The sequence below is a fragment of the Pelagicoccus sp. SDUM812002 genome, from assembly GCF_031127835.1.
Taxonomy (GTDB): Bacteria; Verrucomicrobiota; Verrucomicrobiia; order Opitutales; family Opitutaceae; genus Pelagicoccus.
The window spans coordinates 179,400-204,116 of the sequence record NZ_JARXHX010000005.1; the positions used below are offsets into that span (position 1 = coordinate 179,400).

Sequence of the window (24,717 nt, forward strand, 5' to 3'; positions counted from 1 at the left end):
TTTCGCTAGAGGATTTCCAGGGCCATCATGGTCTGGTCATCGGTAGCTGAACGTCCATTGGCAAATTTCGTAACCATGCCAAAGACTTTTTGGGGGACCGCTTCGAGTCCGTCTTCCCAAATTCCGGGGATGGCTTTGATCAAGCGCTCCATTCCGAGCATGTCCCCTTTTGGGTTTTCAGCTTCGTAGAAGCCGTCGGTTATGAAAAGGAGCTTCGATGTATCCGAAAGTTGGATTAGATTCTCCTCGTATAAGTCTTCTGGAGCGATACCGAGCGGCATGCCTTCAGCTTCTAGAAGTTCGGTCTTTTTCGTAACGGAATCGAGAAGGATGGCGGGACAATGCCCAGCGCTCGCTAATTTTAGGACCTTCTTGTCGTAGGATAGAAAAGCGGCTTGAGCGGTGATGAACATGTTCAAATGACCGAGTTCGTCGTAAATTTGTTTATTGATCTTGGCGAGCAACCAACCGGGAGTTTCAGCGAGGTTGAGCCGAGATCGGATGGCGGTTCGAAAGATAGTGGCGAGCAGCGCAGCCGGAACGCCTTTACCCATGACGTCGGCTATCACTATGAGCAAGCCGGCATCCCTAATTTCGATGGCGTCCACGTAGTCTCCACCGACGGCCATGGCCGCGACGCAGCGGCCGGTAGAACGGCAGTATTGATTACTCGGATACGATGAAGGGAGCAAAGACTGCTGGATTTCAGCGGCTACTTGAAGTTGTGTTTGCGAGCGCTCGTGTTCCTCGCGGTGACGGAAGGTCTTTGTGCTTGTGTAGGCCAAGCCAAGAAACTGAGCGAAGGTGCGCGTGAGCGGTAGGGCTGTTTCGAAAAGGGTGTTTTTGCTTTGCTCGTCCGCGTGCAGAGCGATGGTGCCTAGGCAGTCTCTCTGGTAGAGGATGGGAATGACGATGGCGCAACCTGACCTTTCATACAGAGGGTCGGTTTCGTCTAGGTGGCTACAGTACTCGACGCAAAGCTCTTTTTCGGAAGCGATTACGGTGGTGCAGGCGCAGGCTTGGTCGTGCGAGATCACCGCTTCGCGGATTTCCATCTGCTCGCTGCCTTCGTGGTATGCATTTTCCAGGCTTCCGTCTGTCTCTAAGGTCCAGACGTTAGCTTGCGTGATTTCAACGATTCCGCGCAGGCGCTGCACGCTCTTTTCGATAAAGGTTTCGATAGCGGGGCAGTTCGTCAGGTCGTGCGCGAGACCGGCAATTATATCGCGCTCGGCATATGCGAGATTTAGGTCGTGGGTGAGGTTTTGCAACATGGAGTACATTTCCTCAGTCTTGACGAGGATATCGGAGGCAGGATGAGTAGCGAATCGCAGCGTGACCTTGTGTCCATAGTCGGTCTTTTCCGCTGTGAATGATTCGGCGATAGACTGGATGATGAAATAACCGCGTCCAGATTCGGAGGTGGGATCGTCGGGAAGGCTCGCGTCGCCCGTAGGTTCGAAAAAGGGACCTGGGTCTTCCACTTCGACGATGAGTCGCTCGTCAATCCATGACCATTTGACCCTGACCGTTAGAGAGGAGTCTTCCTCGCATCCGTGCTCGACAGCGTTGTTCAAGGACTCGCAGATGGCGAGGTCAAGTTGTGGCCAGAGGGTTTCGTCCAAACAGTTTCTTTGGCAAAAGCTTTTCAGCAATGCGGACACTTCCGCAACGCGTTCGAGATCAGCGGGAAATTCGCAGTATCCCGTTTCGTGATACGCTATCGAGCCTGAACTCATTGAATTGGTTTAAAGGCGAGCTTCCAAATTTTAGAGCGGATGAGCTTTCCGATGCTCTTATCATCGCAAAGAGCCTGATAGGAAGCGTGTATCCACTCTGTGGGGTCTTGAGGGCTATGGCTGTCGTGCACGTCGGATAGCGCGATGACGCCGGGCGTCGTCTTAGCTAGGCGTCGGGCTACGTCGAGATCGGCCGCTTCGGAAGTCCAGTCGATAGGTCGAGGCAATATGCCGACGAGACGCATGCGACCTTTCATCACCTCTTTGAGCCAGTGCCAGCGGCGAACGATGAGTCGCCCGCGACTGCCGGTTTTGAGACGAAGGGCTCCGCCGCGTCCGTCGTGGGCTTCTAGCTCGCTCCAATCGATACGAGAGAGGGCGGCCACGGGAGATACCAGGCAAAATAGCATGAGAGCGACGAGTCGTTCTAGTATGCTAGGGCTGGAAAGCTTTTCACTTATGTTGGAAAGGATAAAGGAATCGGTAATAGCGACGCGGCAACCCCGCTTGCTGTCGAGGAGCAGTCCTCCCTCCACTGCGACTTCCTCAAGCGAAGTGTTGCAGCCTACCATGGTCCCAGGGAGTACGATGGACCGTTGTACGATAGCGTTCTCGTCAATTATGGTGTTTTCGCCAATGCAGGCGTAGGGCCCAACTTGGGATCCGGGTCCGATTTCGCATTTTCCTTGTATCCAGAAAGGTGGTACGAGTTTGGAGCTGGGATGAATGCGTACGTGGGGACCGATCCATCCACCGGCTGGGTGTTTGACCTCGATTTTGAGTGTGTGGTCTTGAAGGTTGTCAAGCCACTCGCGGTTGAGGCGCAGCCATTGTTGCAAGAGTCCGGCTTCGCCTTCGATCGGCTGTGGCAGACGGTTGACCCGCGGGAGGCCGACGACCGGCGTGGCATCCTCGGGCGCCTCTTCGTCAGAGCGGATCGGGATGACGTGTACCGTACGCGACCAGAAATTGCCGCTATCTAGATAGTTGCGGAGCTCGTTGGGCCGGTCGGCAGTATAAATTGTGATCTCTTCGATCTCTTGGTTTACGGCTTCGTCCATCCAATAAGAGATGAGCGGTTGGTTACCGATGGGCCAAAGGGTGAAGGGTCGTTCCGATTGCCAGAGGGTATCGTAGGAACTCCAATCAGGGAGGAGGAGGTGCCAGGTCTTTTTCATGTGGGGCCTGTGGTGGGATTAGTAGGCTCCCTTGCCTAGAAGAACGGCGGGAACGGTTTTGAAGAGAAGCTTGATATCCAGCCAGACGCTTTCGGAGCGGATGTATTCCACATCGAGGCGGACTTGACCTGCGAAATCGATGTCGGCGCGACCGGCTACCTGCCAAAAGCAAGTAAGCCCCGGCTTCGCGAGGAGGCGGGCGCGATCTTCCACGGTGTACATAACGACCTCACGTGGAACGCAGGGGCGAGGGCCAACGATGGACATTTCGCCGCAAAAGACATTCCAGAATTGGGGAAGCTCGTCTACCGAGTACTTACGGATGAAACGCCCCACCCGGGTGATGCGTGGGTCGTGCTTCATCTTGAAGGTTACGGTTGCGCTGCCGTGCTCGTTTTGGGCGAGAAGCTGATCCTTGATCTGGTCGGCATTGATGCACATGGAGCGAAACTTCCACATATAGAAGCGAGTGCCGCGGTATCCGACACGTTCTTGCTTGAAAAAGATGGGTCCGCGGTCCTCGAGTTTGATCAACAAGGCGGTCGCTGCGTAGATAGGAGAGAGGGCGAGCAGGGCGCAAGCCGAGGCGACGATGTCGATGACTCGCTTGAGACCGAGGGAGAATCCTAGTACCAAGGCCCAAACGAACCGCTTGGATTTTACGCGAAAGTTGAGACGGGCTTTGCCGACTGGAGTCCCTGCTTTCGACCAGTAGTCGACGATTTCCTCGTCTTTAGATTGTGGGTTGGTCTGCATATCTGGTTGTTCGATTCTGTAAATCGGCCAGAAGGGCAGGCACCAAAGCAGTATCTTGCATGGAGTCCCATATTAATGATGCGCGTTTGCTTTGGGGGTGTACGAATTTGGTAAAACTGGGGATTTGATCGTGCTCCCAAAATTGGAGGATACGGTCCAGCTCGTAGCCGCGTTCGCTAAGATCTCGGCGGATGCGTCGCAGGAGCCGGACATCGCTGGGAGTGTCCACGTAGACGCTGATATCCAACAGGTTAGCGATCGGCTTCTCGTGCAGGATGAAGAGTCCATCCACTATGATCAAGGAGCGAGGTTCGATGGTGAGCGTTTCATTTTTTCGCGAAAACCGGGAAAAGTCGTACTGAGGAGCTTCGACAGGATGGCCCTTTGAGAGCTCGCGGAGGTGGGACTCCAGCAAATCGAGCTCCAGGGAGGCCGGGGTGTCGAAATCAGTCTTAGCTGCTTTCTCCTCGGGGAGGTGGCTGAGGTCGCGATAGTACCAGTCTTGTTGAAGGGCGGCGACCTTCTGAGGGCCAAGGCTCTCCTTCAGGTGTCGGGCCAACCAGCTTTTTCCGGAGCCACTGCCACCGACGATGCCTAGGAGAGTAGGTTTCTGCATGTTGGCGCGAGCATAGGGGAATTTTGTACGGGAGCTCAAGCGTTGGGGCGTTGCGTCGTTCTATAGGTGGAGTCTCCGCACTCCTGCGTTTGAAACATTCCTATTTTCAAATTTCCCACAAACATGAGTATCGTAATTGAAGGACAAACAGTAGAAGGAACGCTTTGCGCCGAAGTTGGGGTGGCCCGTTTGGATGCCGCGTCTTCCCGCGATTTCAAGAAGGAGATCGAATCCCTCTGGAGCGACAGCGTGACCGCTGTCGAGCTGAACTTTTCCAAAGTCGACTTTATCGACAGCTCTGGTGTGGGAGCCTTGCTCGGTGTTTATAAGCGTTTGCCTCGAGCAACAGCCAGTGTTCGGCTGAAGAACGTAAAGGCACCGGTCCAATCCGTTATAGAGCTGCTTCGTCTGCATCGCATTTTCGATATCGCGAGCTAGGCGGAAGATTCGCTTTTTGGATACGTTTTTTGGATACGTAATCGAGGCGGGTTTCGCTCCCCGTGCCGTTTTACATTGCTCGCCTTCAAGCGCCGAACTAGCTCTACGCCCTTAACGATATGGGGGGCGAATCGACAGGTAAATGGACGTCGGAGCTAAAGACTACTCTTTGGCTCGCTGGGCCGATCGTGCTCGGCAACCTCGGGCAAATTTTGATCGGGGTGGTCGACACCTTGATGATTGGCCAAGTCGGCGTCGCTCCGCTGGGGGCGGCCGCCTTCGTGAACAACGTCTTCGTGGTACCGCTGGTCGCGCTGATGGGTTTGCTTGCTGCGGTGACGGTGATGGTTGCGCAGTCCAAAGGAGCCGGTGACAAGCGGCAAGTCGGACGTCATGTGCGTCATGGTTTGGCCCTCACAGTGGTGGTCTCGTTGGTCGCCATTGGGTTACTAGGTGCCAATTCGCTTTTTTTGGACCATTACGGTCAGGACGCGGTCGTGGTCGAGGCGGCTCGCGGCTATTACTGGCTGGTCGTGATTTCTCTTTTGCCTGCTCTGTTTTATCACTGCCTGAAGAGCGTGTGGGAAGGGTTAGGCTGGTCTCAGATACCGATGCTGGTGCTGCTCTGTGGGATCGGCATGAACGTCTTACTCAACTGGCTGCTCATTTTTGGAGTCTTCGGATTTCCGAAGCTGGGGCTGATGGGGGCGGGTTGGGCGACTTTGATTTCTCGCTTCGCGGTCGCGGCGCTGATGTTTGCCCTGACTTTAAGGGCGAAACGTTTCGCTGGCCTACTGCCGCGCCGCTGGCTTAGTGGCTACGAATGGCCGGAGTTTCGTCGCATGCTCCAGCTGGGCATTCCGATGGGAGCCCAGCATTTGTTCGAAGTTGGAGCCTTTGCAGGCGCTGGAATCATGGTGGGCTGGATAGGGAAAGAAGCGCTCGCGGCACACCAGATCGCCATGTCCTGCGCAGCTATGTCTTTTATGATTCCCTTAGGCGTGTCGATCGCTTGCGGAATTCGAGTCGGCGCGGCTTTGGGCGCGGGCGATTGGGCGGGTATGAAGCTAATTTATTTGTCGACCTTTTGGTTTACGCTTTTGCAAACGATTGGTTCGGCCCTGGTTTTCTTGATCGGAGGGGAGTGGCTGGCCCGGCAGTTCGTGGAAAACGATGAGGTTATCCGGTCCGCTGCTGCCATCTTTGTGGTGGTGGGCATGTTTCAAATTTTCGATGGGGCGCAGGTCGCTTGCATGGGTGCGTTGCGAGGGATGTCTGACGTGACAGTTCCCATGTGGATAACGTTTGGAAGTTACTGGGTCGTGGCTCTGCCTTTGGGTTACTTCTTAGGATTCTCCTGGGATTTCGGAGCGGTGGGAGTTTGGTCTGGGCTAGCTTTCGGACTGCTTTTGTCTGCGGTATTGCTTTGGGGGCGTCTGTACTCGCGTTTTAGAAATTACTGACAGAGATTGTCTGGAGGGAACACCTCATTCTCTAAGTAGTGTGGATGCTCTGGGAAGAATTACGGGCTTGAGTAAAGTTGCTGAGGAAATTGTCGATGGGGAAGGATCGAAGCGACGCTCTAGAATACTTCATGCCCACCTCCATGCTCAGTATCGTTTGTAACCCACAATGTGTAACTCTGTCGAAGGTCCAGAACGACAGACGCTTACGCTGGGCTAGCTTCTGTCCCTCCACGATCCGATGAGCCTTTCCCACATATTCAAAGAAGTTTTTGCCAAGTCTCCCCAAGCTCAAATTATTGTTTCGGGATACAAGATTTCTGTAGCCAATCGAGCGGCTGGGCATCTGTTGGCGGGCACTCCAGATATCTCGGCATTGGAAGACGCTCCTTTGGATGCGGTTTTCGAAAACGCTGAAAAGTGCCTTGATCTAGAGAGAGGTTCTGCATTGCTGGCCCTACGTTCTCCTATCGAAGAGGGGCCGATTGCCTGTAATGTAGTCGTCACCAAGCTCGGCGAAGTGAGCCGTCTTTGGAATCTCGAGCCGATCTGGAGGGATCAGATCGAATCGAATGGTTCCGCCTTAAGTCTGGAGAGGGCCTTGCACGCTACTGCGGATGCAGTGATCTGCGTGAGCGGTCGAAACGACGAAGGAACCGATCGGGACTTCGTTGTCCGTTTCGCGAATCGGGCTGCTGAACTGTTTCTCGGAGCTGGGGAAGGACAAGCCGCCGGACGTCAGCTTCAAAGCGTATTTCCATTTTTTAGCGATCTCGATCTCGACGCCCATTTCGAGGAGGCTTTGGAGGGTGCCCCCTCGGTTTTTCAGAAGTCGGTCTTCAGCGCTGAGGGAGTAAGCACCGAGCTTTCTGTATCGATATTTTCGTCACAGGATGGCGATTTCGTGATTTGCATGCGTGACGTGACGGAGGAAGTTCGCGTACAGAGCAAGCTCGAGAAGAGCACTCACGAGCTAGACCGTCTTTCGAACCAAGTCCCTGGAGTTTATTTCCATCTTTCGATGGATGAATCAGGCACGCCAAGTTTCCCTTACATCAGCGAGAAGGTTCAGGAGCTTCTCGGCGTGGAAGCAGCGGCTGTGATGGAGGATGCTTCTGTTGCGATGGGCGCAGTCTGCATAGAAGATCTTGAACGTGTTTATGAGTCGCTCGCGGTTTCGAGCCAGCACTTGGCTCCGCTCCACATCGAGTATCGTGTCAATACCCCATCAGGTCGCCAAAAGTGGGTTGCCACTAAAGCGGTACCTGAAAAGCGCTTTGGCAAAAATGTGGTTTGGTATGGGATTTTTGAGGACATCACGATGCGCAAGGAGTCGGAGGAGAGGCTTCGTATGGTATCGGCCGCGGTTGAGGCATCGAGTGACTTCGTCCTCATGGTCGATCGAAACGGAGAGGCTCTCTACCGAAACAACTCGTTCGTAAACATAGTCGGTTACCAAACCATAGACGTTCTCAATGGTAAGGGAGGCGTAAAGTCCCTCTTCGGCGAAAAGCATGTCTACGACAAGATTCTGCAGGAGACTCTAGAGTACGGTCACTGGCAGGGCGACGTCCAGGTCATGACAGAGTCGGGCCGCCAGCTTGATATTTATTTCCGCTCCGTTTCGGTGAAGGATGAGAAAGGTCGCGTTTCCGCTTTGGTGGTGACAGGTACCGACGTCACGCACAACAAGCGTCGACAGAATCTTCTCAAGCGCTACAATTCTGTCCTCAAGGCGCAGAGTGAAGCTGCGACTGACGGTATCCTCGTAGTCAACGAACGCGGTATCGTATCCAACTTTAACCGACGTTTCTGCAAGATCTGGGGCTTGTCCACGAACTTGATGGATGTTGGCCGCCCGGAAAAGATCTGGAGCGTCGCCTCGAAGCAAGTCGATGATTCGGAATCCTTTTTCGAGCGTGCGATGATGATTTCGGGCAACGAGAGCGAAACCTTCAAAGATATCCTGGAATTCGCCGACGGACGCACCTTCGAGCGAACTTCGATCCCTATTTCTTCTCCACTTGGCGAATCCTACGGACGGGTTTGGTTCTTCCACGAAGTGACCGAGCAAAAGCGCTCCGAGGAGAGACTCCGCGCCACGATGCGTGAAGCTGAAGAGGCGAATCGGGCGAAGAGTTTCTTTTTGGCGAATATGTCGCACGAAATCCGCACGCCGATGAATGGTATTATCGGTATGACCGGCCTTTTGGCGGAGACTGCCCTTGAAAATGAGCAGCAGGACTATGTGGATACGATTCGTGCTAGTAGCGAAGCTTTGCTCGTGGTGATTAACGATATCCTCGACTTCTCTAAAATCGAGTCGGGTAAGCTTGAGCTAGAGAACATCATGTTCGATTTGCGCGACACGATCGAGGAAGCGATTGATACTTTGGCGATCCAGGCGACGGAGAAGGGGCTCGATATATCCTACGTATTCGGGAAGGACATACCAGGATCATTGTTGGGCGATCCAACCCGTTTGCGACAAGTGATCGTAAACCTTATTGGCAACGCCGTTAAATTTACTGCCAAGGGTGGTGTTGTGGTACGTGTAGAACCGTTTCACGTGAAGGACGACGATGTCATCCTTCACTTCCAAGTCACGGATACTGGAATTGGTATTCCCGCAGATCGGATCGATCGACTTTTTGGATCTTTTAGCCAGGTAGATGCTTCGACGACTCGTAAGTACGGGGGCACTGGGCTTGGTCTCGCAATCAGTAAGAATCTTGCCGAATTGATGGGTGGTTCTATGTGGGTCGAAAGTGACGAGGGGGTGGGCTCGACTTTCCATTTTACGGTCTCTTTCAACCGCGCGTCTTTTAGCTTCGACATTGGGAGCGCTCGTGTCCCCAGCTTATTGGCGGGTCGTAAGGCGATCGTGCTCGATCATCATGGCTTCAGTTGCGAAGCACTGACCAGTCAGCTCGAAGTTTTCGGAGTGGAGGTTTTCTCGGGTGCGAAGATCGACGATTTTGAGGCGCTCGCTGTGAGGGCTCCCGCGGCGGAGGTTGTTTTTGTAGAGTCAGGCCTCGGTGGTTTTGAGTATCAGGAACTGAAGGATAGGATTCGCGGTGGTTTGGGTAATGATAAACTGACTGTAGTTTTCACAGGACGCCTGGGGGGGATGCACCTGGGAGAGAACGCTGACGCTAACACCTTGTCATTGCTAAAGCCTTACAAACTAGAGAACGTTAAGTCTCGAATGTTGGAAGCAGGGGGTAGAGCAGCTCCCCGCGTCAAGAAGGTTTCCAACGATGGAACAAAGTTTGGCGAGCAGATGCCACTCAGCATTTTGCTAGCAGAGGATAACGCGATCAATCAGAAGGTGGCTATCCGGCTTTTCAAAAAGATGGGATACGACATCGGAGTCGCCCAAAATGGTGTGGAAGCGGTGAATATGATTGGCGAAAACGAATACGATCTCGTTTTCATGGATATCCAGATGCCGGAAATGGACGGTCTCGAAGCGACGCGAGAGATCATCAAGCGCTGGGGCGAGAAGCGTCCGAGAATTATCGCTCTCACTGCGAATGCGATGCGTGAAGACCGTGAGAATTGCTTTGGCGCCGGCATGGATGGTTACTTGACCAAGCCTTTTAAGCCAGACGACCTAAAGGAAATAATTTCGAAAACGTATCGTCATCTCAAGGAAGAGAGTGGTGACGCGTCGAGTGTGAGACCTTTGCTTTAACCGTTAATCGTTTGCTCGAGGATTCCCTCGAAACGATTTACGATGGGCTGCCAGTCAAAAGTCGGCGAGTATGCAGCTGCTGCATTGCCTAACTGCCTGCGTAGGGTGTCGTTGGTTGCGATTTCCAGCGAGTGTTTCAGGAAGCTGTCGTCGTCTTGAAGATCAGCGACTAACCCGTTTTGGCCGTGTTGGACGTGTTGCCCCGGAGAGGCGTAGTCGAATCCCACCAGCGCATTTCCGCAAGCCATCGCCTCGGTAGCGACGTTGCCGTAGGTCTCCGTTTTGCTAGGATAGAGAAAGGCATCGGCGGATGCGTAGTGTCTTGCTAGCTCCTCTCGATTTTCGAGGGGGATTGAGCCCGGGAAAATCGCATAGGGAAAGTCGCGTTTCAGCTTTTTGTCGAGTGGACCGCTGCCTACAATGACGAAGCGAGCATCGGGACGACTGTAGCGAATAAGTGAATACGCTTTGTTGAGAAGCTCATAGTTTTTCTCCGCTGCCAATCGGCTGACATGGATGACCACCGGAGCATTTGTTTCCGCGCCCCACCTTTTTCGGAGGTTTTCGTCGCGCGCTTGCTGATTGAAGACCTTCAGGTTTACTCCGCGTCCGAAGACGTTCATGTTCTTGAAACCCTCCCCAGCCAGTTCATCTGCCAATTCGCGAGTGGGGGCCATGGTACAGCGCGTTTGATTGTGTATCCAGCGTAGGAATGCGAGAACAATGCGGGTCGCGAATCGCGCATTGTAGTGCTCGCTGTAACTATGGAAATTGGTGTGGAAGGTGGAGGTTGTGGGAATTCCCAAAACCTTGGCGGCTCGAATAGCGGAGAGGCCGAGTGGCCCCTCGGTCGCTACGTGGACAATGTCGGGTGGCGAAGCTTGCCACGCGTGAATTAGGCGGTTGCGTGACGGAAGTCCGAAGCGGAGATCCGGATAGCGAGGGATCGGAAGTCCAAATACGCTGATCGTTTCGGAGCTGGCCTTGGGTTCGCCTGATTCTTGGGCTTGCAACGGTCGTACGACTTGAACGCGATGCCCTTTTTCGCGCAACCCGCTGACGAGCTGGCTTAGAGTCATTGCGACTCCATTGATTTCGGGAGGGTACGTTTCGGTGACAAGCGCTAGTTTCACGATGCGTTTCGTGCCCGATAGGGCACGGATACGCTTGAGCTAGAGCAGGTCTTTGGCGATTGAAATCTGAAAGTTGTAACGATCTGGTGACATGGTCTCCTCTCCCTTAGCCTTCGGAATCCTCCTCCTCTTGTAAACTGGCTGAGTAGTCGATGGAGGCTTGCAGGACGCGCATCGCGTTGGCTCCCCAAAACATTTCGAGGTCCTCTTCCGTGTAGCCTCTGCGAAGCATCTCGATGGTTACTGGCATCATCTGCCCGATATCCATGGAGTTTTCGACTCCTCCACCTCCGTCAAAGTCGCCGCTGAGTCCAAGGTGCTCGATTCCCATGACCTCCACCATATGGTCGATATGGTCTACAACTGCGGAAACTGTCGAAAGTTGCTTTGGGAATTTCTTTTGCAAATCGATATACTTTTCGGTGGCTACGATTTGCTCAGCTTCGCTGAGCTCTCGGCCGCTGCGGTACTGTTCGAACCAAGCCCTCATGGCTTTGGAACGCTCCTCGTCAGGTTCGACATCCATCATGTAGGCGCTGAACATGTTCATCTGCACCACTCCGTCGCGAGCAGCGATTTCCTTGAGGAGCGCGTCGTTGAGGTTGCGCGGATGGGGATAGCAGGCGTAGCAACCGCTGTGCGAGGCGAGCACCGGAGTCTTGGAAAACTCTAGAATGTCCCAGGTTGTTTTGTCCGACGAGTGCGAGATGTCGACCATGATGCCGAGACGGTTACATTCTTCGATCGCGGCGCGGCCGAGGTCGGAGAGTCCCATATGCAGGTTCCCTTCTGGATCCGTAGAGGAGTCAGCCAGATCGTTGTTCTTGCTGTGGGTGACTCCGAAATAGCGTACACCTTTGTCGTAGTAGTCTTTTAGCAGGTCGAGGTTTCGACCTATTGTATAGCCATTCTCGATACCGAGAAAGACGACGCGTTTACCCTCGTTCCTGATTGCGTATGCCTCTTCAGGGGTGGTGGCGATGGCGGCAAGGGTGGGGTGATCCTCGACAACCTTATGGATCAGATCCGCAATTTCGAAACCCGACGCGATAGCGTCCTTGCGAGCTTCATGCGTGAGCGGTCCTTGGCCAACATAGACCACGAAAAAACCGCCGTCTATCCCACCTTTCTCCATCCGCGGAAAATCTACTTGGCTAGCGTGCTCGTGCCAGCGGTGTTCCTCAGAGATGTTGAAGCCCGGTCGCTTCAACACGATGGGCACGTCCATGTGCGTATCTAAAGTGAGGCAATTCTCGTGTATTTTCCGTGCTAGCTCTTCCAGTTTGGCCTCGCTCCAGTCGGTACGCGGCGTTCTCTCTGGCTTGTCGGCGAAAAGGCTCGTGGCAGCTAGGCCAACGAGGAAAAGGGCGAATATTGTATTTTTCATCGTCTTGTCTCTGTGAGGCTAAAAGCCAGTAGCGAAAGTGTCAGGGCGACGAGGGTCAGCCGCACCGTAGAATATATCATCTTGCAGGGAAACGGAATTCGCGGTGCCCATCGCGCCGCCTACCTTGACGTCGTAGCCCATCTCCTCGAGCAGGGCCTGGGTGTCCACGCTGATTCCTCGCTCCATTCCAAGAATGTCCGGCAGCCATTGATGGTGTATGCGAGAAGCGGATACGGCCTCGGAGAGGTTCATTCCATGCTCGAGAACGTTGAGGATAACTTGTAGGCTCACGGTGATTATTTGACTGCCTCCGCGACTTCCTGTGAGAAGGAATGGCTTTCCGTCTTTTAGCACGATTGTCGGCGACATGGAGCTAAGCATACGTTTTTCCGATTCGATCGAATTGAACTCTCCTCCGATGAGTCCGTAGGCATTGGGAACACCGGGCTTGGAGGAAAAGTCGTCCATTTCGTTATTGAGAAAGAAACCGGTGCCGGGAGGCATGATCTTGGAACCGAAGGTGAAGTTTATCGTGTAAGTGTTGGCGACCGCATTGCCCTTGTTGTCGATCACCGTGAAGTTCGTAGTGTCTAGACCTTCGTGAATCGCTTCGCCCGGTAGGATCTCGACGCTGGGGGTCGCCTTCTCGGTGTTCATGCGGGAGCGAATGTCAGCGGCATATTCCTTTGAGGTCAGCCAATCTACCGGAATGGGATTGAAGTCGCTATCGCCGAGATGCTTGGAACGATCTGCGTAAGCGAACTTCATGGCTTCAGCCATGAGATGGATCGTCTTGGCGCTGTTGTGGCCGCTTTCTTTCAGGTCGAAGGGTTCGAGAATGTTCAATATCTGTACGATATGCACGCCGCCGGAACTGGGTGGAGGCATGGATACGATTTCGTAGCCTTTATAGCTGCCCCGTACTGGCATTCTCACTACAGCTTCGTAGCCTTCCAAATCGTCCATAGTAATGAGTCCTCCGTTTGCCTCCATGTCTTTGACGATCAAGTCTGCGATCGGGCCTTTGTAGAACGCGTCTGGCCCTTGCTCGGAAATGAGTTTCAAAGACTCCGCGAGCAAGGGTAGGGTAATGACGTGTCCGGGCGGGTGGGGAACTCCATCTTCGTCATAGAAGTCCTTCATCGCGTGCGGAGCATGTTTTTCCACTCGGGCTTTTCCGGTCTTCAAAGATTGATACAAATCTTCATTCACGGGAAATCCATTTTCTGCCAGATCGATTGCGGGCGCGATTGCGTCGGCGAGGGAAATCGTACCGTACTTTTCAAGGGCGAGGGCGAATCCAGCAACCGTGCCTGGTACGCCGGCAGAGAGGTGGCTGTAGCGGGAAACCTCCTTGTCCACCTCGCCGGATTCGTCGAGAAACATATCGCGTGTAGCGGCGAGCGGAGCTTTTTCACGATAGTCAATGGCTACCGATGTATTCGTATCCGCAGAGTGGATCATCATGAACCCACCTCCACCAATGTTGCCGGCTTGCGGAGTGGTGACCGCCATCGCAAAGCCTAACGTCACAGCAGCGTCGATGGCGTTTCCTCCGTTTTTAAGGACTAGGAGGGCGGCTTCGCTGGCGAGTTTTTCGCGACTTGAAACCATCCCATTTAGGGCGGATTCGGGATGGGAAGTCGAAACGCTGTTGTAGATCGGCGGCTCAGGTGCAGCAAAAAGTGATGCGGCGAGTCCGATGGCACCGATTATGGCGACACATGAATGAGTAGACATCTTTTTAGGTTGAGTTGGCGTTGGCGAGGTTAGGCGTTGGGACGAGAACGATGAAGTTATTCGAAAATGTTTACGACTTGTGACTCGCACATTTCTGCAAGTCCCCATTGGCCCAGCTCGCGGCCAAGGCCGGAGTGCTTGAATCCCCCAAAAGGAGCGGACGCTTTGGCTCGTCGATGGCCATTTACTCCGACGCGACCGCATTCGAGCTTGGATGCAATTTCGTATCCGATGCTTGGATTCGAAGTCCAGACGGATGCGGATAGTCCGTAGTTTGTGGCATTGGACCAATCGATGGCATCGTCTATTGTACGGTAGGGCACTACTGGCAAGACGGGGCCAAATTGCTCCTCGAGCACCAGAGGATGGTCCGTTCGGATGTTGGATACGATAGCGGGAGAAAAGAAATAGCCGTGCTCTGGAAGCGGATGAGGGCTACGGGAAACAGTAGCGCCCTCGTCGATTGCTCCCTGAAGCATTTCTACGAGTCGGTCGCGGGAGTACTCAGTGGTCAAGGGGCCTATTCGAACTCCGGGTTCATGTCCTGGGCCGATCAGGTAATCGCTCATCCGTGTGGTAAGTGCGGATATGAGTTCTTGATAAAGCGACTCGTGGACATAGATTCGCTTTATCGCGCTACAGACCTGCCCTGCATTTCTCCAGGCAGATTCAAGCAGGCTGCTTGCGATTTTCCTTGGATCGCAGTCAGGGAGTAGGATCGCGGGATCGTTCCCACCGAGTTCCAATGTCACAGACTTCAGTTCGGCTGCAGCATCTGCGAGGATCGCTTGTCCGGTGGGGATTGAGCCTGTAACAGAGATCTTTCTGATCTCGGGGTGGCGGGCGATTTGCTCACCGAGACTTTTGTCCCCTGACAGCGTATTCAGAATGCCCGCCGGTAGTAGGTCCTTGAGAATACGGCCCAACAGAAGGGCGGATAGAGGAGCGATTGGGGATGGCTTGAGGATGACCGCGTTTCCTGCGAGCAGAGCTGGGGCAAGCTTCACGGCGGCTGTACCGATGGGGAAGTTCCACGGCGTTATCAGTCCGACAATTCCGAACGGTCGATTGAGAAGCAGCGTCCGGTTGCTGTCCCCGTTCGTGAGGTCTTGGCTAGGGACCTCCATTTCGGAGTAGGATTCGAAAACCTCCGCGGCGTAGGAGACTTCGCTACGCGCTTCAGCGATTGGCTTTCCCTGTTCGAGGGTTATTAGTTTGGCGATGTCCTCCTGCCGACGCGTGATCGCGTGTGAACAGGCTAGCAAGGCACCGCGGCGGTTTCTCTCCGACTGGACCCATTGCAGCTGGGCTCGCTTGGAGAACGTTACTGCGGCCGCTAGTTCAGGAGCTCCACAGAGTGGAGCGGTGGAAAAAGGACAGCCGGTGGCAGGATTGATGACTTCGAATCGCTCTTCTGTATCTTGAGTACGACCACCTATGGTGGCCATGCTGAGTAGCGATTTTGGCATCTCTGAGTTTAAATCCTCTCCTGACTGTCGGGCTTCGAGCGTCGGCACATCAAGGACGTATGGCTGCCGCTCCCTCGAGTTCAATCATTCCGTTCCCGACGATCGAGTCTACGGGTAGCGTAGTGATAGCCGGGGCGTTCGTCCCGTTAAAGTTCTCTCGATAAAACGCTTCCCATGCGGCGATCCGATTGTCCAAAGTCTTCTGGTCACCCTCAGCAATGTACGCTCGCAGGTGAACAAGATCTTCAAGGGTCCCGCCTGCTAGTTCCACCCGACTTTTCAAAGCCTCAAGGGCCGAAGTCGCTTGAGCTTTCATGTCACCTTCGATGGAGGAAATACTGCCTGCGAGGAAGACCATCTTCGCGTCAGCAGCGACGGATACGCCTGCTGGAGCGATAGGTTTCGAATCTACCACTGCCGAGGTCGAGCCGATTGAGGTGCGCGCTGTTTCGAAAGCCTTGTCGCTATCCTCTGGATACGCAGCGTAGTACTCTATCGAGATACTTTGGTTTCGGTAGTTGAAACCTGGAGTCGACATCACAGTGCGCGTGGGCTGGTTCGGATTTTTGGAATTGTTGAAAAACTTGCTGTATTCGTCGTTGAACGCGGCGAAGCTCTTGCTGATTGAGTCCTTGCCCGGATAGACGCAAGCTCGGATGAAAAATACATCTTCGAACCCAAGTCCTGCCTCCTTAAGCTGAATTCCCATCTGCTTGAAAAGGGACGCGGATTGCTGAGTGATGTTTCCGTACATGAAAAATCCTGGAGGTGGATTCGGCATGAGGGACGCAGGGCGCACGGAAGATGAAAAGAACATGCTTGTGTCTGCGACCGTTGCCTTACCCGTGCTCATAGGCCAGATGGGCCGACCGTAGGATTTCCAACGTTCGCTGGTCTCTGTGCGACTGAGACGGGAGTAGCGCTCGTGGTGTCGGGTGCCGACTGAGTGTGGCCCACGTCCGTCTGGGAAAACGGCGATGAATTCCACTTCGACGCGGTAGTCAGAGTGGAAGAGTCGCGATATGCCGACAGTGGTACGGGCAGGCTTGTGCGGATTGGTCGTAGTGCCGAAGAACTGCTCGAACGCACGATTCCAGCCGTCGAAGTCAGGCTCGGGATCCGCTACGATGTAGGCCCGCACGTTGACGACGTCACGTAGCGACAGGCCGACTTCGGCGAGGTCCTTGGTCAATTGAGCGAGGACGCTGAAGGTTTGTTCGTAGGTGTCGCCATAGCGATTTTCTACGCTGTTTTTGGCGATCTCCTTCATGCGGGGGCTAGCTGTTACCCCCCACGTGTAGAAATACTCGGAACCCGGTTCCACCTCCACTGCATCCGCGTAGGGCAGAGAGGTTTGTTTGTAGGCGTGGATACGTTCATTGGAGTTAGATCCAATGAAACGTAGTCCGACGTAGGCTCCTGCGGCGAGCACGAAGAGCCCAGCCACGTAGCGAAACTTATGCTGTGGAAGTAAAGACATATTGGATACGTTTACGGTCCTCTAATCGAGCGAGTAGGCCTCTTGGCCGTGCTCGGAAATATCTAGGCCGATATCCTCCTCTTCGGCAGTGACGCGGACACCCATGACGAGCTTGATCAGATAGAAGACAATGAAAGCAAAGACGAAGGCGAATATCGCGTAGGACATGGCGCCGATAAGCTGCCAGAGAAACGGTGCTTCTCCAAAAATACCGACTGCTAGGGTACCCCAGATTCCACATACGCCATGCACGGAAGTTGCGCCGACTGGGTCGTCGATCTTTATTTTTTCGAATCCGAGAATGGCGATTACCACAATGGCTCCGGAAATAGCGCCTACTAGAATAGCGGGACCAGGCATCATTGAGTCGGCTCCAGCTGTAATGCCGACCAATCCCGCCAGCACCCCATTGAGAGCCATGGATACATCGGGCTTTTTGATCACGAATTGTGTGACGAGCATGCTGGCCAAGCAACCTGCTGCTCCCGCGAGAGCAGTATTGGTTACAACCAGTCCAATCATTTCAGGATGAGCGCTTAGCACGGAGCCGCCATTGAATCCGAACCAGCCGAACCAGAGAAGGAACACCCCGACCGAGGCGAGCGGCATGCTGTGGCCGATAATGGGCTTCTTAGGTCCATCGGTGCCGTACTTGCCTCTTCTTGGTCCGAGAATCAGAACGCAAGCGAGTGCGGCGAAGCCTCCGAAGGCGTGCACGACAGATGAACCTGCGAAGTCGTGGAATCCGTTGCGATCAAGCCACCCTGTGCCCCATTCCCATGACCCTGCGACAGGGTAGGCAAAGCCGACGATCAGAAGAGTGAAGATCATAAAACTCCCGAGCTTGACGCGCTCCGCCACCGCTCCGGATACGATGGTGGCGGCCGTGGCGGCGAACATCGCTTGGAAAATGAAATCTGTCCACCAAGTGTAGTTAGCGTACTTGGCGCTCATCAGGTCCAAGTAGTCGTCAGGATTCACGTCGATCCAGAAACCGAGTGACATAATTCCATTGAATTCAGATCCCGGATACATAGTTCGGAAACCAAAGAGTGCGTAAAGCAAGAGCCCTGAACTGATAACGAAGAGGTTCTTGAAAATTATGTTGATCGTATTCTTCGAACGCGTGAGACCTGACTCAAGCGTTGCGAATCCAAGGTGCATCATGAAGACAAGGACCGCACAAACGATCAGCCACATGTTGCCGATCGTGAAGAAGGATTCTTCTGCGGTTATGGTGTCGATGTACTCACCATAATTGCCCTCAGTCACTCTGTGCTGAGCGAAGAGGTCGCCCGTAAGAGATAGGGCGAACGTGGCGATCAGGAGAAATAGGCCTGGTCGGAGCAGTCTGGATAAAGTGGATACGTTATTCATCTGTGGATGTTTCTATTGTTTGGAAGCTGAAAAGGTAGTCTAGGATTGCGTCGATGTCTTCGGATGGGATCATAGGGCCCCAGCCCGGCATGCCTTTCTCCATGATTCCGTCGCGAATGGATTTCTCCACGCCTGATCGGCCTTCGCCGTGGTACCACTTCTTGTCGAACAGGTTGCTGGGGGAATCGACGGTTGGGTCCTCCGGGCCGTGGCAAGCTTGACAGAACATCGCGTAGGTCTGTTTTCCCTTTTCTACGGTAGCAGGATCGATCTTGGTTTGACTGGAGGCTTGAGGGTTGGCGCAAGCGCAGGAGAGGCCGAGTACGGCGGAAAGACTTACGCTGACGAAAAGGGTCGACGCATTTTTCATGATGCCATGGTTCGTTCGTGAATGCTCTTAACTGCGATTCTCGCTGCTTCGAAAGCCCCGGCTTGCCAACCGCCAAGGTGGCTGGCCCAGCTTGCGGCGAGGTATAGTTCTCCCTCTGGCTTGATGAGCAGCGGGTAGAATGTCTTGAGCATGGCCTGTGGAAAGTGAGCGAGGCAGCCCTCGATGTGAGGGATGGTTGACCAGTTGACCGAAAACGCGTTTTCGAATTCCTCGCGGTACTGAGGGTGCAGCTTCTCGCCATTGGAAAGGGCAAATTCAGTTCGTTCAGCTGCGCTCATGCGGCCTAATTGGTCTGATGTCGGGCCGAAGACGTAGTAGCCTCCCATGACTCCCTTTTTACCCATGAATCCATTTGATGGATACCAGATTTCAGATACAGGGAGATTGGTCCAAGAAATGCCGCCGTATACGCGGTCATCTTCTTCCCAGAAACGACGCTTGAATTGCATACCGATCTTTCCGGAATTTTGGAATGGCACGATGTTGAGCGTGTTTTTGAGCATCGGTGAGAAGTCCGTTTGCAAGCGACGAAGGATTGTGGGTGGGATCGTGCAAACGCAGTAGTCACCGCTCAGTTCTTTATCCTCGCCGTCGACAGTGTAGACGACACGAGCTCCGGGATTGGTACGGCGAATCTCCTTTACTTGGGCACCGTAGATGATCGTGTCCTTCACTTGATCCGCCAGTGCCATGGGGATCTTGTCCATACCGCCGGTGGGTGTGAACATTTGGGACTGGTACTGGTACTCATTGGCGCGATGGAAGAGGTTTCCGAAGCCTGACTGCAGCAGTTCGGAGAAGCCATAAGGTGTGTCGAGCTCTCCTTCTTGCAAGCCTCCTCCTGGCCAGACCTTGTAGCCACGGCGGTTGTGTCCGTTGTACTCGTGCTGCGAGCCGCTGAGGCCGCCTTCATAGTGTAGGAAGTCGAGCAGAGCATCTTTATCCGCGTCGGTCAGTTCCGTATCCAGAACTTCGTTGTCGGCAACCTTGGCTAGGAGTTCCGCGGTGTAACCGCGAAGGTCTGTCTTGACTTCTCGAATACGGGCGCGTTTTCCGGACAGCGGTCCGATATTGCCCTCACCGTAATAGAAAGCGTTTTCGTTGAGATTGACGAATGGTTGAACTTCGACCCCGAGCTCGCGGCAGTAGTCCATGGTGACGTGCCATTGAGGAAAGCGAGAAGGGCCAGGATTGAAGTAGAGACCTTCGTCGAATTCGCAGGTTTGCGACGTACCGTTGGTTTCGTTTATGCTATCACCGCGGCGAATGGTCAGACTGCGACCGCCTGGTATGGATCGCGGCTCCAGTATGACGCAATCGAACCCAAGCTTGCCGAGCTCGTACGCAGTGGTCAGGCCCGCTATCCCAGCTCCCAGGATAAGCACGCGTTTCTTCGACTTGCCGCCGATGTGCGTGAGCCCCGTGAGTTCTGCACCGTGGCCAGTGGCTTGAGTCATCAGTCCGAGCGCGGTCATTGTTGTGAAGGCACAACCGCCGTACGCCCCGACTTGCCGGATAAAATTCCGGCGAGTGAGTTTCGCTTTGGTAGACATCTTTTTTGTATAAAATCGTGCGCTGAGCGCCTTTTGTTGGGCATCAGCAAAGCGCGTGCCTATTTGTCCGAGAATTGTCGATACAGGCAGTTGGCTAAGCAGTATTAACTACCCCTGCGCGAAGACCCGTACATTAATATATAAACGGGGTAGGAAATCTGAATGAAAACGTATTTTTTCTTTTGTGGCGCCCTTTTGGGCGCGGTGTGTGCTTAGCGTTTCGTGTTTCGATTTAACCTAAAACAATCAAAAAGATGTCTACTACAACGGTACCGAACAAGTCGGGGCGTAGCTCCGCGTCCCTAATCACCTCGCTGCTAGCGGCAGCGACACTTACTTTAACGCCCCAAGCGGCTTTCGGTCAGCACGAAGTTGACTCGAGCGAAGGTAGCCAAGGCCCGATCAAGATCAGCGGTAACGAGAACGCCTTTGGCTACTCTCAGATGGCGATGATGGCTATCATGCAAGAGCTGCCGGACATCAACCGCTACGCTTGGGAAGAGTCGCAGGCTCTCGTTGAAGCGATCGCCATGCGTGAAATGGTCCCGGGCGAATACGTGGTTCCGACCGCTGGTTCCGGCCCCGTATTGCAGATGGCGGCCATGGCATATGCTGCGCCCGGGAAGAACGTCGTTTCTGTCGAGCCTGGCTATACACAGCTCGTTCGCACTTTCGACGCTTTCGGGGGCGAAACCAAGATCGTGCCGCTCAATGACAAACTCGAGTACGACCTCGCTGCGATCAAGGCAGCCATCGATGAGAACACGGTGATGGTCTATCTTTGTAACCCGAACAACCCGACAGGGACAGTCGTTGATCCGGACGCGTTGAAGACCTTCATCCGTGAGTTGCCAGAAGACATCGTCGCGTTTGTGGACGAAGCCTACCTAGAGTTGGCGGACGGTGGTCTCGAAGCTAACAGCATGGTCTCACTCGTTCGCGAAGGGGAGAATATCATCCTCGCCCGTACTTTTTCGAAGGTTTACGGAATGGCTGGCCTCCGCGTCGGTTACGGTATCATGAAGCCTGATGCTAAGAAGCTACTCAGCAAATTTCACATGGGTGGTCCGAACAAGCTTGGCTGTGTCGCAGCTGTTGCTTCTCTTCAGGATGCAGCGTTTTTCGAACAGAGCGTCACCAGCTACCGAACCGTTCGCAAGATGGTTACTGACCGTTTGGACGAACTCGGTGTCGAATACGCTTACCCACAAGGTAGCTTCGTCTTCATGAAGACAGGAGTGCCAATCAAGGAATTCCAGGCATTGATGGAAGATCAACAGATCATGGTCGGTCGCCCATTCCCGCCAATGCTCGACTGGTGCCGCGTAAGTATCGGTACAGAAGACGAAATGAGCACCTTCTTGACCGTTTTCGAAGACGTGATGAAGGGGCAAGGCAAGCTTTAGGATTAGTCAGTCAAATCGTTAGTTATTCAGTCGGCCATTCGTGGCTGGCATCGTATTCAGTTGGGCCGGTCTGGGCCGTTGGTAAGATTCGTGCGAGAGCATCCTTCCAACGGCTGAGGCCGGCCTCTTTTCATAATAAAGTAGGTTCATGACAGATAGAAAGTTCGGAAGGGATAGTGGAGGGATCAGTCGACGTGATTGGATCCGCAATGCAGGGGTAATGTCTCTCGGTATGGCCTTAGGTGGTCGCGTTTTGGGGCAAGGACTAACCGAGACACTAACAAGAGAGACGCGGTATCCAGAGCTGAAATACATAAATTTGGCGGGAAATGAAAACCCGTTCGGTCCTTCCCAGAAGGTCAGTATGGCGATAATGCGCGAAGTGGGTAACAGTTGCCGCTATCCGTTTCGGGAAGAGGAGATTCTGAAGGATCGCATCGCTGAACGGGAAGGAGTGAGCCCCGAGAATATTCTATTGGGCAACGGGTGCGACGAAATTTTGTCGCTCGCAGCGGCAGCCTACGCGACCCCTGGTACGACAGTGGTATCGGCGCGTCCGACCTACCTTCAACTGGGCGAGTATGCCGAGAAAAAGGGAGCACATGTAGAGTGGGTAGACCATACTAAGACCATGCAGCATGATTTAGATGCGATGCTTTCGGCGGTCGAAGAGCGAGATGCGGTGCTTAGCTATGTGTGTAACCCGGATACGCCTTCGGGCACTATCCGAACGCCTGACGAGATCAAAAGCTATTGTTTGAACGCTTGCGAAACCGGCGCTGTTTTTCTCGACGAAGTTTACCTCGAGCTATTGCCAGATTTTCAATCACAGACGCAAGTCGAGTTGGTCAAGCAAGGTTACCCCGTTATTATCGGTCGTTCATTCTCCAAGATGCACGGGTTGGCGGGGCACCGTATTGGCTACGGGATCACGACTCCTGAGATTGTGAAGAAACTTGGTAACTATAAGATGTCGAGTCCGAGCTACCTGGGAGTGATCGCTGCAATCGCCAGTTTGGATGACGAGACGTTTCATCTCAAGGCGAAGGCTTTAATCGCAGACGGTCGAAATCGTTATTGCGAACTGCTAGATGGTTTGGGCCTTCGCTACACTCCCTCCGTGGGCAACTTCGTATTCCACTACACCGGCATCGAGATTCGATCTTTCCAAAAGATGATGAAGGACCGAGGCTTTTTGGTAGGACGGCCATTTCCTCCTTATCACGACTGGTGTCGCATCAGTATCGGTACTCAGCAGGAGATGGCTTCCTATAAGGCGGCGATGTTGGAAGTGTTCGAGGCTTAATAGAGCGACGAGGGCGCTCTCAGTCTTCGGCTGTCGAAGCGTCGTTAGTAGGATTAAACACAAAAGCACCCAGCGTTGATGCCGGGTGCTTTTAAATAGGTTGGATTCTAGCTAAATGTAGTGTTATAACTGATACGAAAGCCAGTCAAAGCCTGCAGGCTCGATGCATGAAGAGAATTATCCCATTTAATACAAAAATAGAATTGATCTTATGCGGACCTTACCTAGCGTCCGTTTTTGGCTCTGGTATGTGTGAGTTACCTGTTTACTAGACATCTTCAGTTAGCAACGTGCGTGCCAGAGCTACCCCACTTTCCAAATTTCTGATTATTGAAATTTTTCTGCGAAACTCTACCCCTTCGTTTAGGCATAATTTGCTCTGCATTGAGCTCGCTGAATAAATCCCTTAGAAAAAGTAAGCTGCAAGCTAGGGTTAAAACCCCGCACGAAAGCGCAATTTGATGCATGCCGACGATTGGGAAGAGGCTTCCTCCCAAAATGGAGCCTAAAGCTTTGCCCAGATGACTGCTGGTCTGGTTAAGGCTGACGCGCAGCCCCTTTTGATGCGGGTCTCCCCGGTTGTTAATAAGGAACTGCAGCCCTGGAATGCGCAAGGATACGGCGCCAAGGGTTAAAGCGAAAAAGACCGTCGCTGAATTGAGGCTATCAAGTCCTGGGTAGACCGACGAGAAGATGATGGTGTTGAGGATGAGCGATATGGATATCGTCAGCTGTGGTCGGATTTTCGTGAAAATCCTCAGGATGACCGTAAAGACAGCGATCTGAAGGAGACCGCCGGCGAGATACATAGGAGCAATCTCAGAGGGGCGGAGCTCAGCGGTGGAGAAAAGCCAAAGGGCGAAACTCACGTAGAACGCCGCAAGTGCAGTAAAGCTGAGAAATGAAGCGACGGCGATGAGGTTGAAGTCCTTGTCTTTGAGGGTTTCCTTTGAACGTTTTGCGTATTCAGAAAACCATTTCGGTACGGAGCGCTTCGACTTTTGATTGATCGGAGTGGGGAGGTAGTGTTGAGCGAAGGGGATGCACGCTATCGCTAGGAGACCGTAGAGCGAGCAGACCCAGAGGAAGCTGGTCCATTCCATTAGCCAGATGCCGAGCGGAATTCCGACCGTTTGGCCGATTGCGTAGCCGCAGAGCGTTTTGCCAGAGAGAGAGATTTGCCGGTCTTTTCTAAAATTGTCGCTTAGCAAGGTTGAGGGTAGTCCCATCAGAATACCAGTTGCGACGCCGGTCATCAAGCGGAGTGCCAGCAGTGAGATATAGTGGTTAGCGATCACATGAGGGATCAGGGACAGTCCGAGCAGGCATAGCCCTGCTAGGAGGACTTGTTTTCTGCCGAACTTGTCAGAAATGGGGCCTGCGAAAGCGGCGGCAACTCCAGCCCCGATGGGTAGGGCCGCAAGCAAGCTTGTCGTCTGAGCACTGCTTAACTGAGCGCTGGTAGCGAGGGAAGGGATCCCAACCACGGCTATGGCAGCCTGAGCAGAGTTTACGAGACTAACGAAGAAGAGCGTTTTCCAAGCGCGTCCTTCGTTGCTTCTTTCTCTTTCGATCGCGGTCATCAGGC

The 24,717-nt window shown here is 53.6% G+C and carries 18 protein-coding genes; 5 read left to right on the plus strand and 13 right to left on the minus strand.

Annotated features, from left to right (window positions below):
* Positions 1–5 precede the first annotated feature (5 nt).
* The 4 genes from QEH53_RS09805 to udk are packed head-to-tail and all read right to left on the minus strand — an operon-like array spanning position 6 to position 4,289.
* Positions 6–1,739, minus strand: coding sequence for a SpoIIE family protein phosphatase (locus QEH53_RS09805; protein WP_309023002.1), 1,734 nt, complete (start codon positions 1,737–1,739; stop codon positions 6–8).
* The gene (locus QEH53_RS09810; RefSeq protein ID WP_309023003.1) at positions 1,736–2,917 is read right to left on the minus strand and encodes a hypothetical protein; all 1,182 of its coding nucleotides are present in this window, start codon (positions 2,915–2,917) and stop codon (positions 1,736–1,738) included. Before QEH53_RS09810 ends, QEH53_RS09805 begins: the two co-directional genes overlap by 4 nt.
* A gap of 18 nt (positions 2,918–2,935) precedes the next feature.
* Complete coding sequence (locus tag QEH53_RS09815; RefSeq protein WP_309023004.1) at positions 2,936–3,673, minus strand: sugar transferase; 738 nt, start codon at positions 3,671–3,673, stop codon at positions 2,936–2,938.
* Positions 3,651–4,289 (minus strand): uridine kinase, encoded by a 639-nt coding sequence (udk, locus tag QEH53_RS09820; protein ID WP_309023005.1) that lies wholly within the window; start codon positions 4,287–4,289, stop codon positions 3,651–3,653. Before udk ends, QEH53_RS09815 begins: the two co-directional genes overlap by 23 nt.
* Positions 4,290–4,412: 123 nt before the next feature.
* Between udk and QEH53_RS09825 the strand changes: the two genes are divergently transcribed.
* The 3 genes from QEH53_RS09825 (at position 4,413) to QEH53_RS09835 (ending at position 9,887) form a co-directional block, all read left to right on the plus strand.
* Positions 4,413–4,727 (plus strand): STAS domain-containing protein, encoded by a 315-nt coding sequence (locus QEH53_RS09825; protein ID WP_309023006.1) that lies wholly within the window; start codon positions 4,413–4,415, stop codon positions 4,725–4,727.
* A gap of 119 nt (positions 4,728–4,846) precedes the next feature.
* The gene (locus QEH53_RS09830; protein WP_309023007.1) at positions 4,847–6,190 is read left to right on the plus strand and encodes an MATE family efflux transporter; all 1,344 of its coding nucleotides are present in this window, start codon (positions 4,847–4,849) and stop codon (positions 6,188–6,190) included.
* A 241-nt stretch (positions 6,191–6,431) separates the two neighbouring features.
* Positions 6,432–9,887 (plus strand): ATP-binding protein, encoded by a 3,456-nt coding sequence (locus tag QEH53_RS09835; protein WP_309023008.1) that lies wholly within the window; start codon positions 6,432–6,434, stop codon positions 9,885–9,887.
* Here the strand turns inward: QEH53_RS09835 and QEH53_RS09840 are convergent.
* The 8 genes from QEH53_RS09840 to QEH53_RS09875 form a co-directional block, all read right to left on the minus strand.
* Positions 9,884–11,020, minus strand: a complete 1,137-nt coding sequence (locus tag QEH53_RS09840; RefSeq protein ID WP_309023009.1) for a glycosyltransferase family 1 protein — start codon at positions 11,018–11,020, stop codon at positions 9,884–9,886. The two genes, QEH53_RS09835 and QEH53_RS09840, sit on opposite strands and share 4 nt — an antisense overlap.
* 106 nt (positions 11,021–11,126) lie before the next feature.
* Complete coding sequence (locus tag QEH53_RS09845) at positions 11,127–12,407, minus strand: dipeptidase (protein ID WP_309023010.1); 1,281 nt, start codon at positions 12,405–12,407, stop codon at positions 11,127–11,129.
* A gap of 18 nt (positions 12,408–12,425) precedes the next feature.
* Positions 12,426–14,147, minus strand: a complete 1,722-nt coding sequence (gene ggt, locus QEH53_RS09850) for a gamma-glutamyltransferase (protein ID WP_309023011.1) — start codon at positions 14,145–14,147, stop codon at positions 12,426–12,428.
* 56 nt (positions 14,148–14,203) lie between these two features.
* Positions 14,204–15,664 (minus strand): aldehyde dehydrogenase family protein, encoded by a 1,461-nt coding sequence (locus tag QEH53_RS09855; protein ID WP_309023012.1) that lies wholly within the window; start codon positions 15,662–15,664, stop codon positions 14,204–14,206.
* A 1-nt stretch (position 15,665) separates the two neighbouring features.
* Positions 15,666–17,096: a Rid family hydrolase gene (locus tag QEH53_RS09860; RefSeq protein WP_309023013.1), complete on the minus strand. Its 1,431-nt coding sequence runs from the start codon at positions 17,094–17,096 to the stop codon at positions 15,666–15,668.
* Positions 17,097–17,117: 21 nt separating this feature from the next.
* Positions 17,118–18,473, minus strand: coding sequence for an ammonium transporter (locus QEH53_RS09865; protein ID WP_309023014.1), 1,356 nt, complete (start codon positions 18,471–18,473; stop codon positions 17,118–17,120).
* Positions 18,466–18,843 carry a c-type cytochrome gene (locus QEH53_RS09870; RefSeq protein WP_309023015.1) on the minus strand — a complete coding sequence of 126 codons (378 nt, stop codon included), beginning with the start codon at positions 18,841–18,843 and terminating at the stop codon, positions 18,466–18,468. Before QEH53_RS09870 ends, QEH53_RS09865 begins: the two co-directional genes overlap by 8 nt.
* Positions 18,840–20,417, minus strand: coding sequence for a flavin monoamine oxidase family protein (locus QEH53_RS09875; RefSeq protein WP_309023016.1), 1,578 nt, complete (start codon positions 20,415–20,417; stop codon positions 18,840–18,842). Before QEH53_RS09875 ends, QEH53_RS09870 begins: the two co-directional genes overlap by 4 nt.
* A gap of 254 nt (positions 20,418–20,671) precedes the next feature.
* Here QEH53_RS09875 and QEH53_RS09880 point away from each other — a divergent pair, with 254 nt between their 5' ends.
* Both QEH53_RS09880 and QEH53_RS09885 read left to right on the plus strand, forming a co-directional pair.
* The gene (locus tag QEH53_RS09880; protein WP_309023017.1) at positions 20,672–21,823 is read left to right on the plus strand and encodes a histidinol-phosphate transaminase; all 1,152 of its coding nucleotides are present in this window, start codon (positions 20,672–20,674) and stop codon (positions 21,821–21,823) included.
* Between the two features lie 148 nt (positions 21,824–21,971).
* The gene (locus tag QEH53_RS09885; RefSeq protein ID WP_309023018.1) at positions 21,972–23,129 is read left to right on the plus strand and encodes a histidinol-phosphate transaminase; all 1,158 of its coding nucleotides are present in this window, start codon (positions 21,972–21,974) and stop codon (positions 23,127–23,129) included.
* A gap of 278 nt (positions 23,130–23,407) precedes the next feature.
* On the opposite strand, the gene QEH53_RS09890 is transcribed toward QEH53_RS09885, so the two are convergent.
* Positions 23,408–24,712: an MFS transporter gene (locus tag QEH53_RS09890; RefSeq protein WP_309023019.1), complete on the minus strand. Its 1,305-nt coding sequence runs from the start codon at positions 24,710–24,712 to the stop codon at positions 23,408–23,410.
* Positions 24,713–24,717 lie beyond the last annotated feature (5 nt).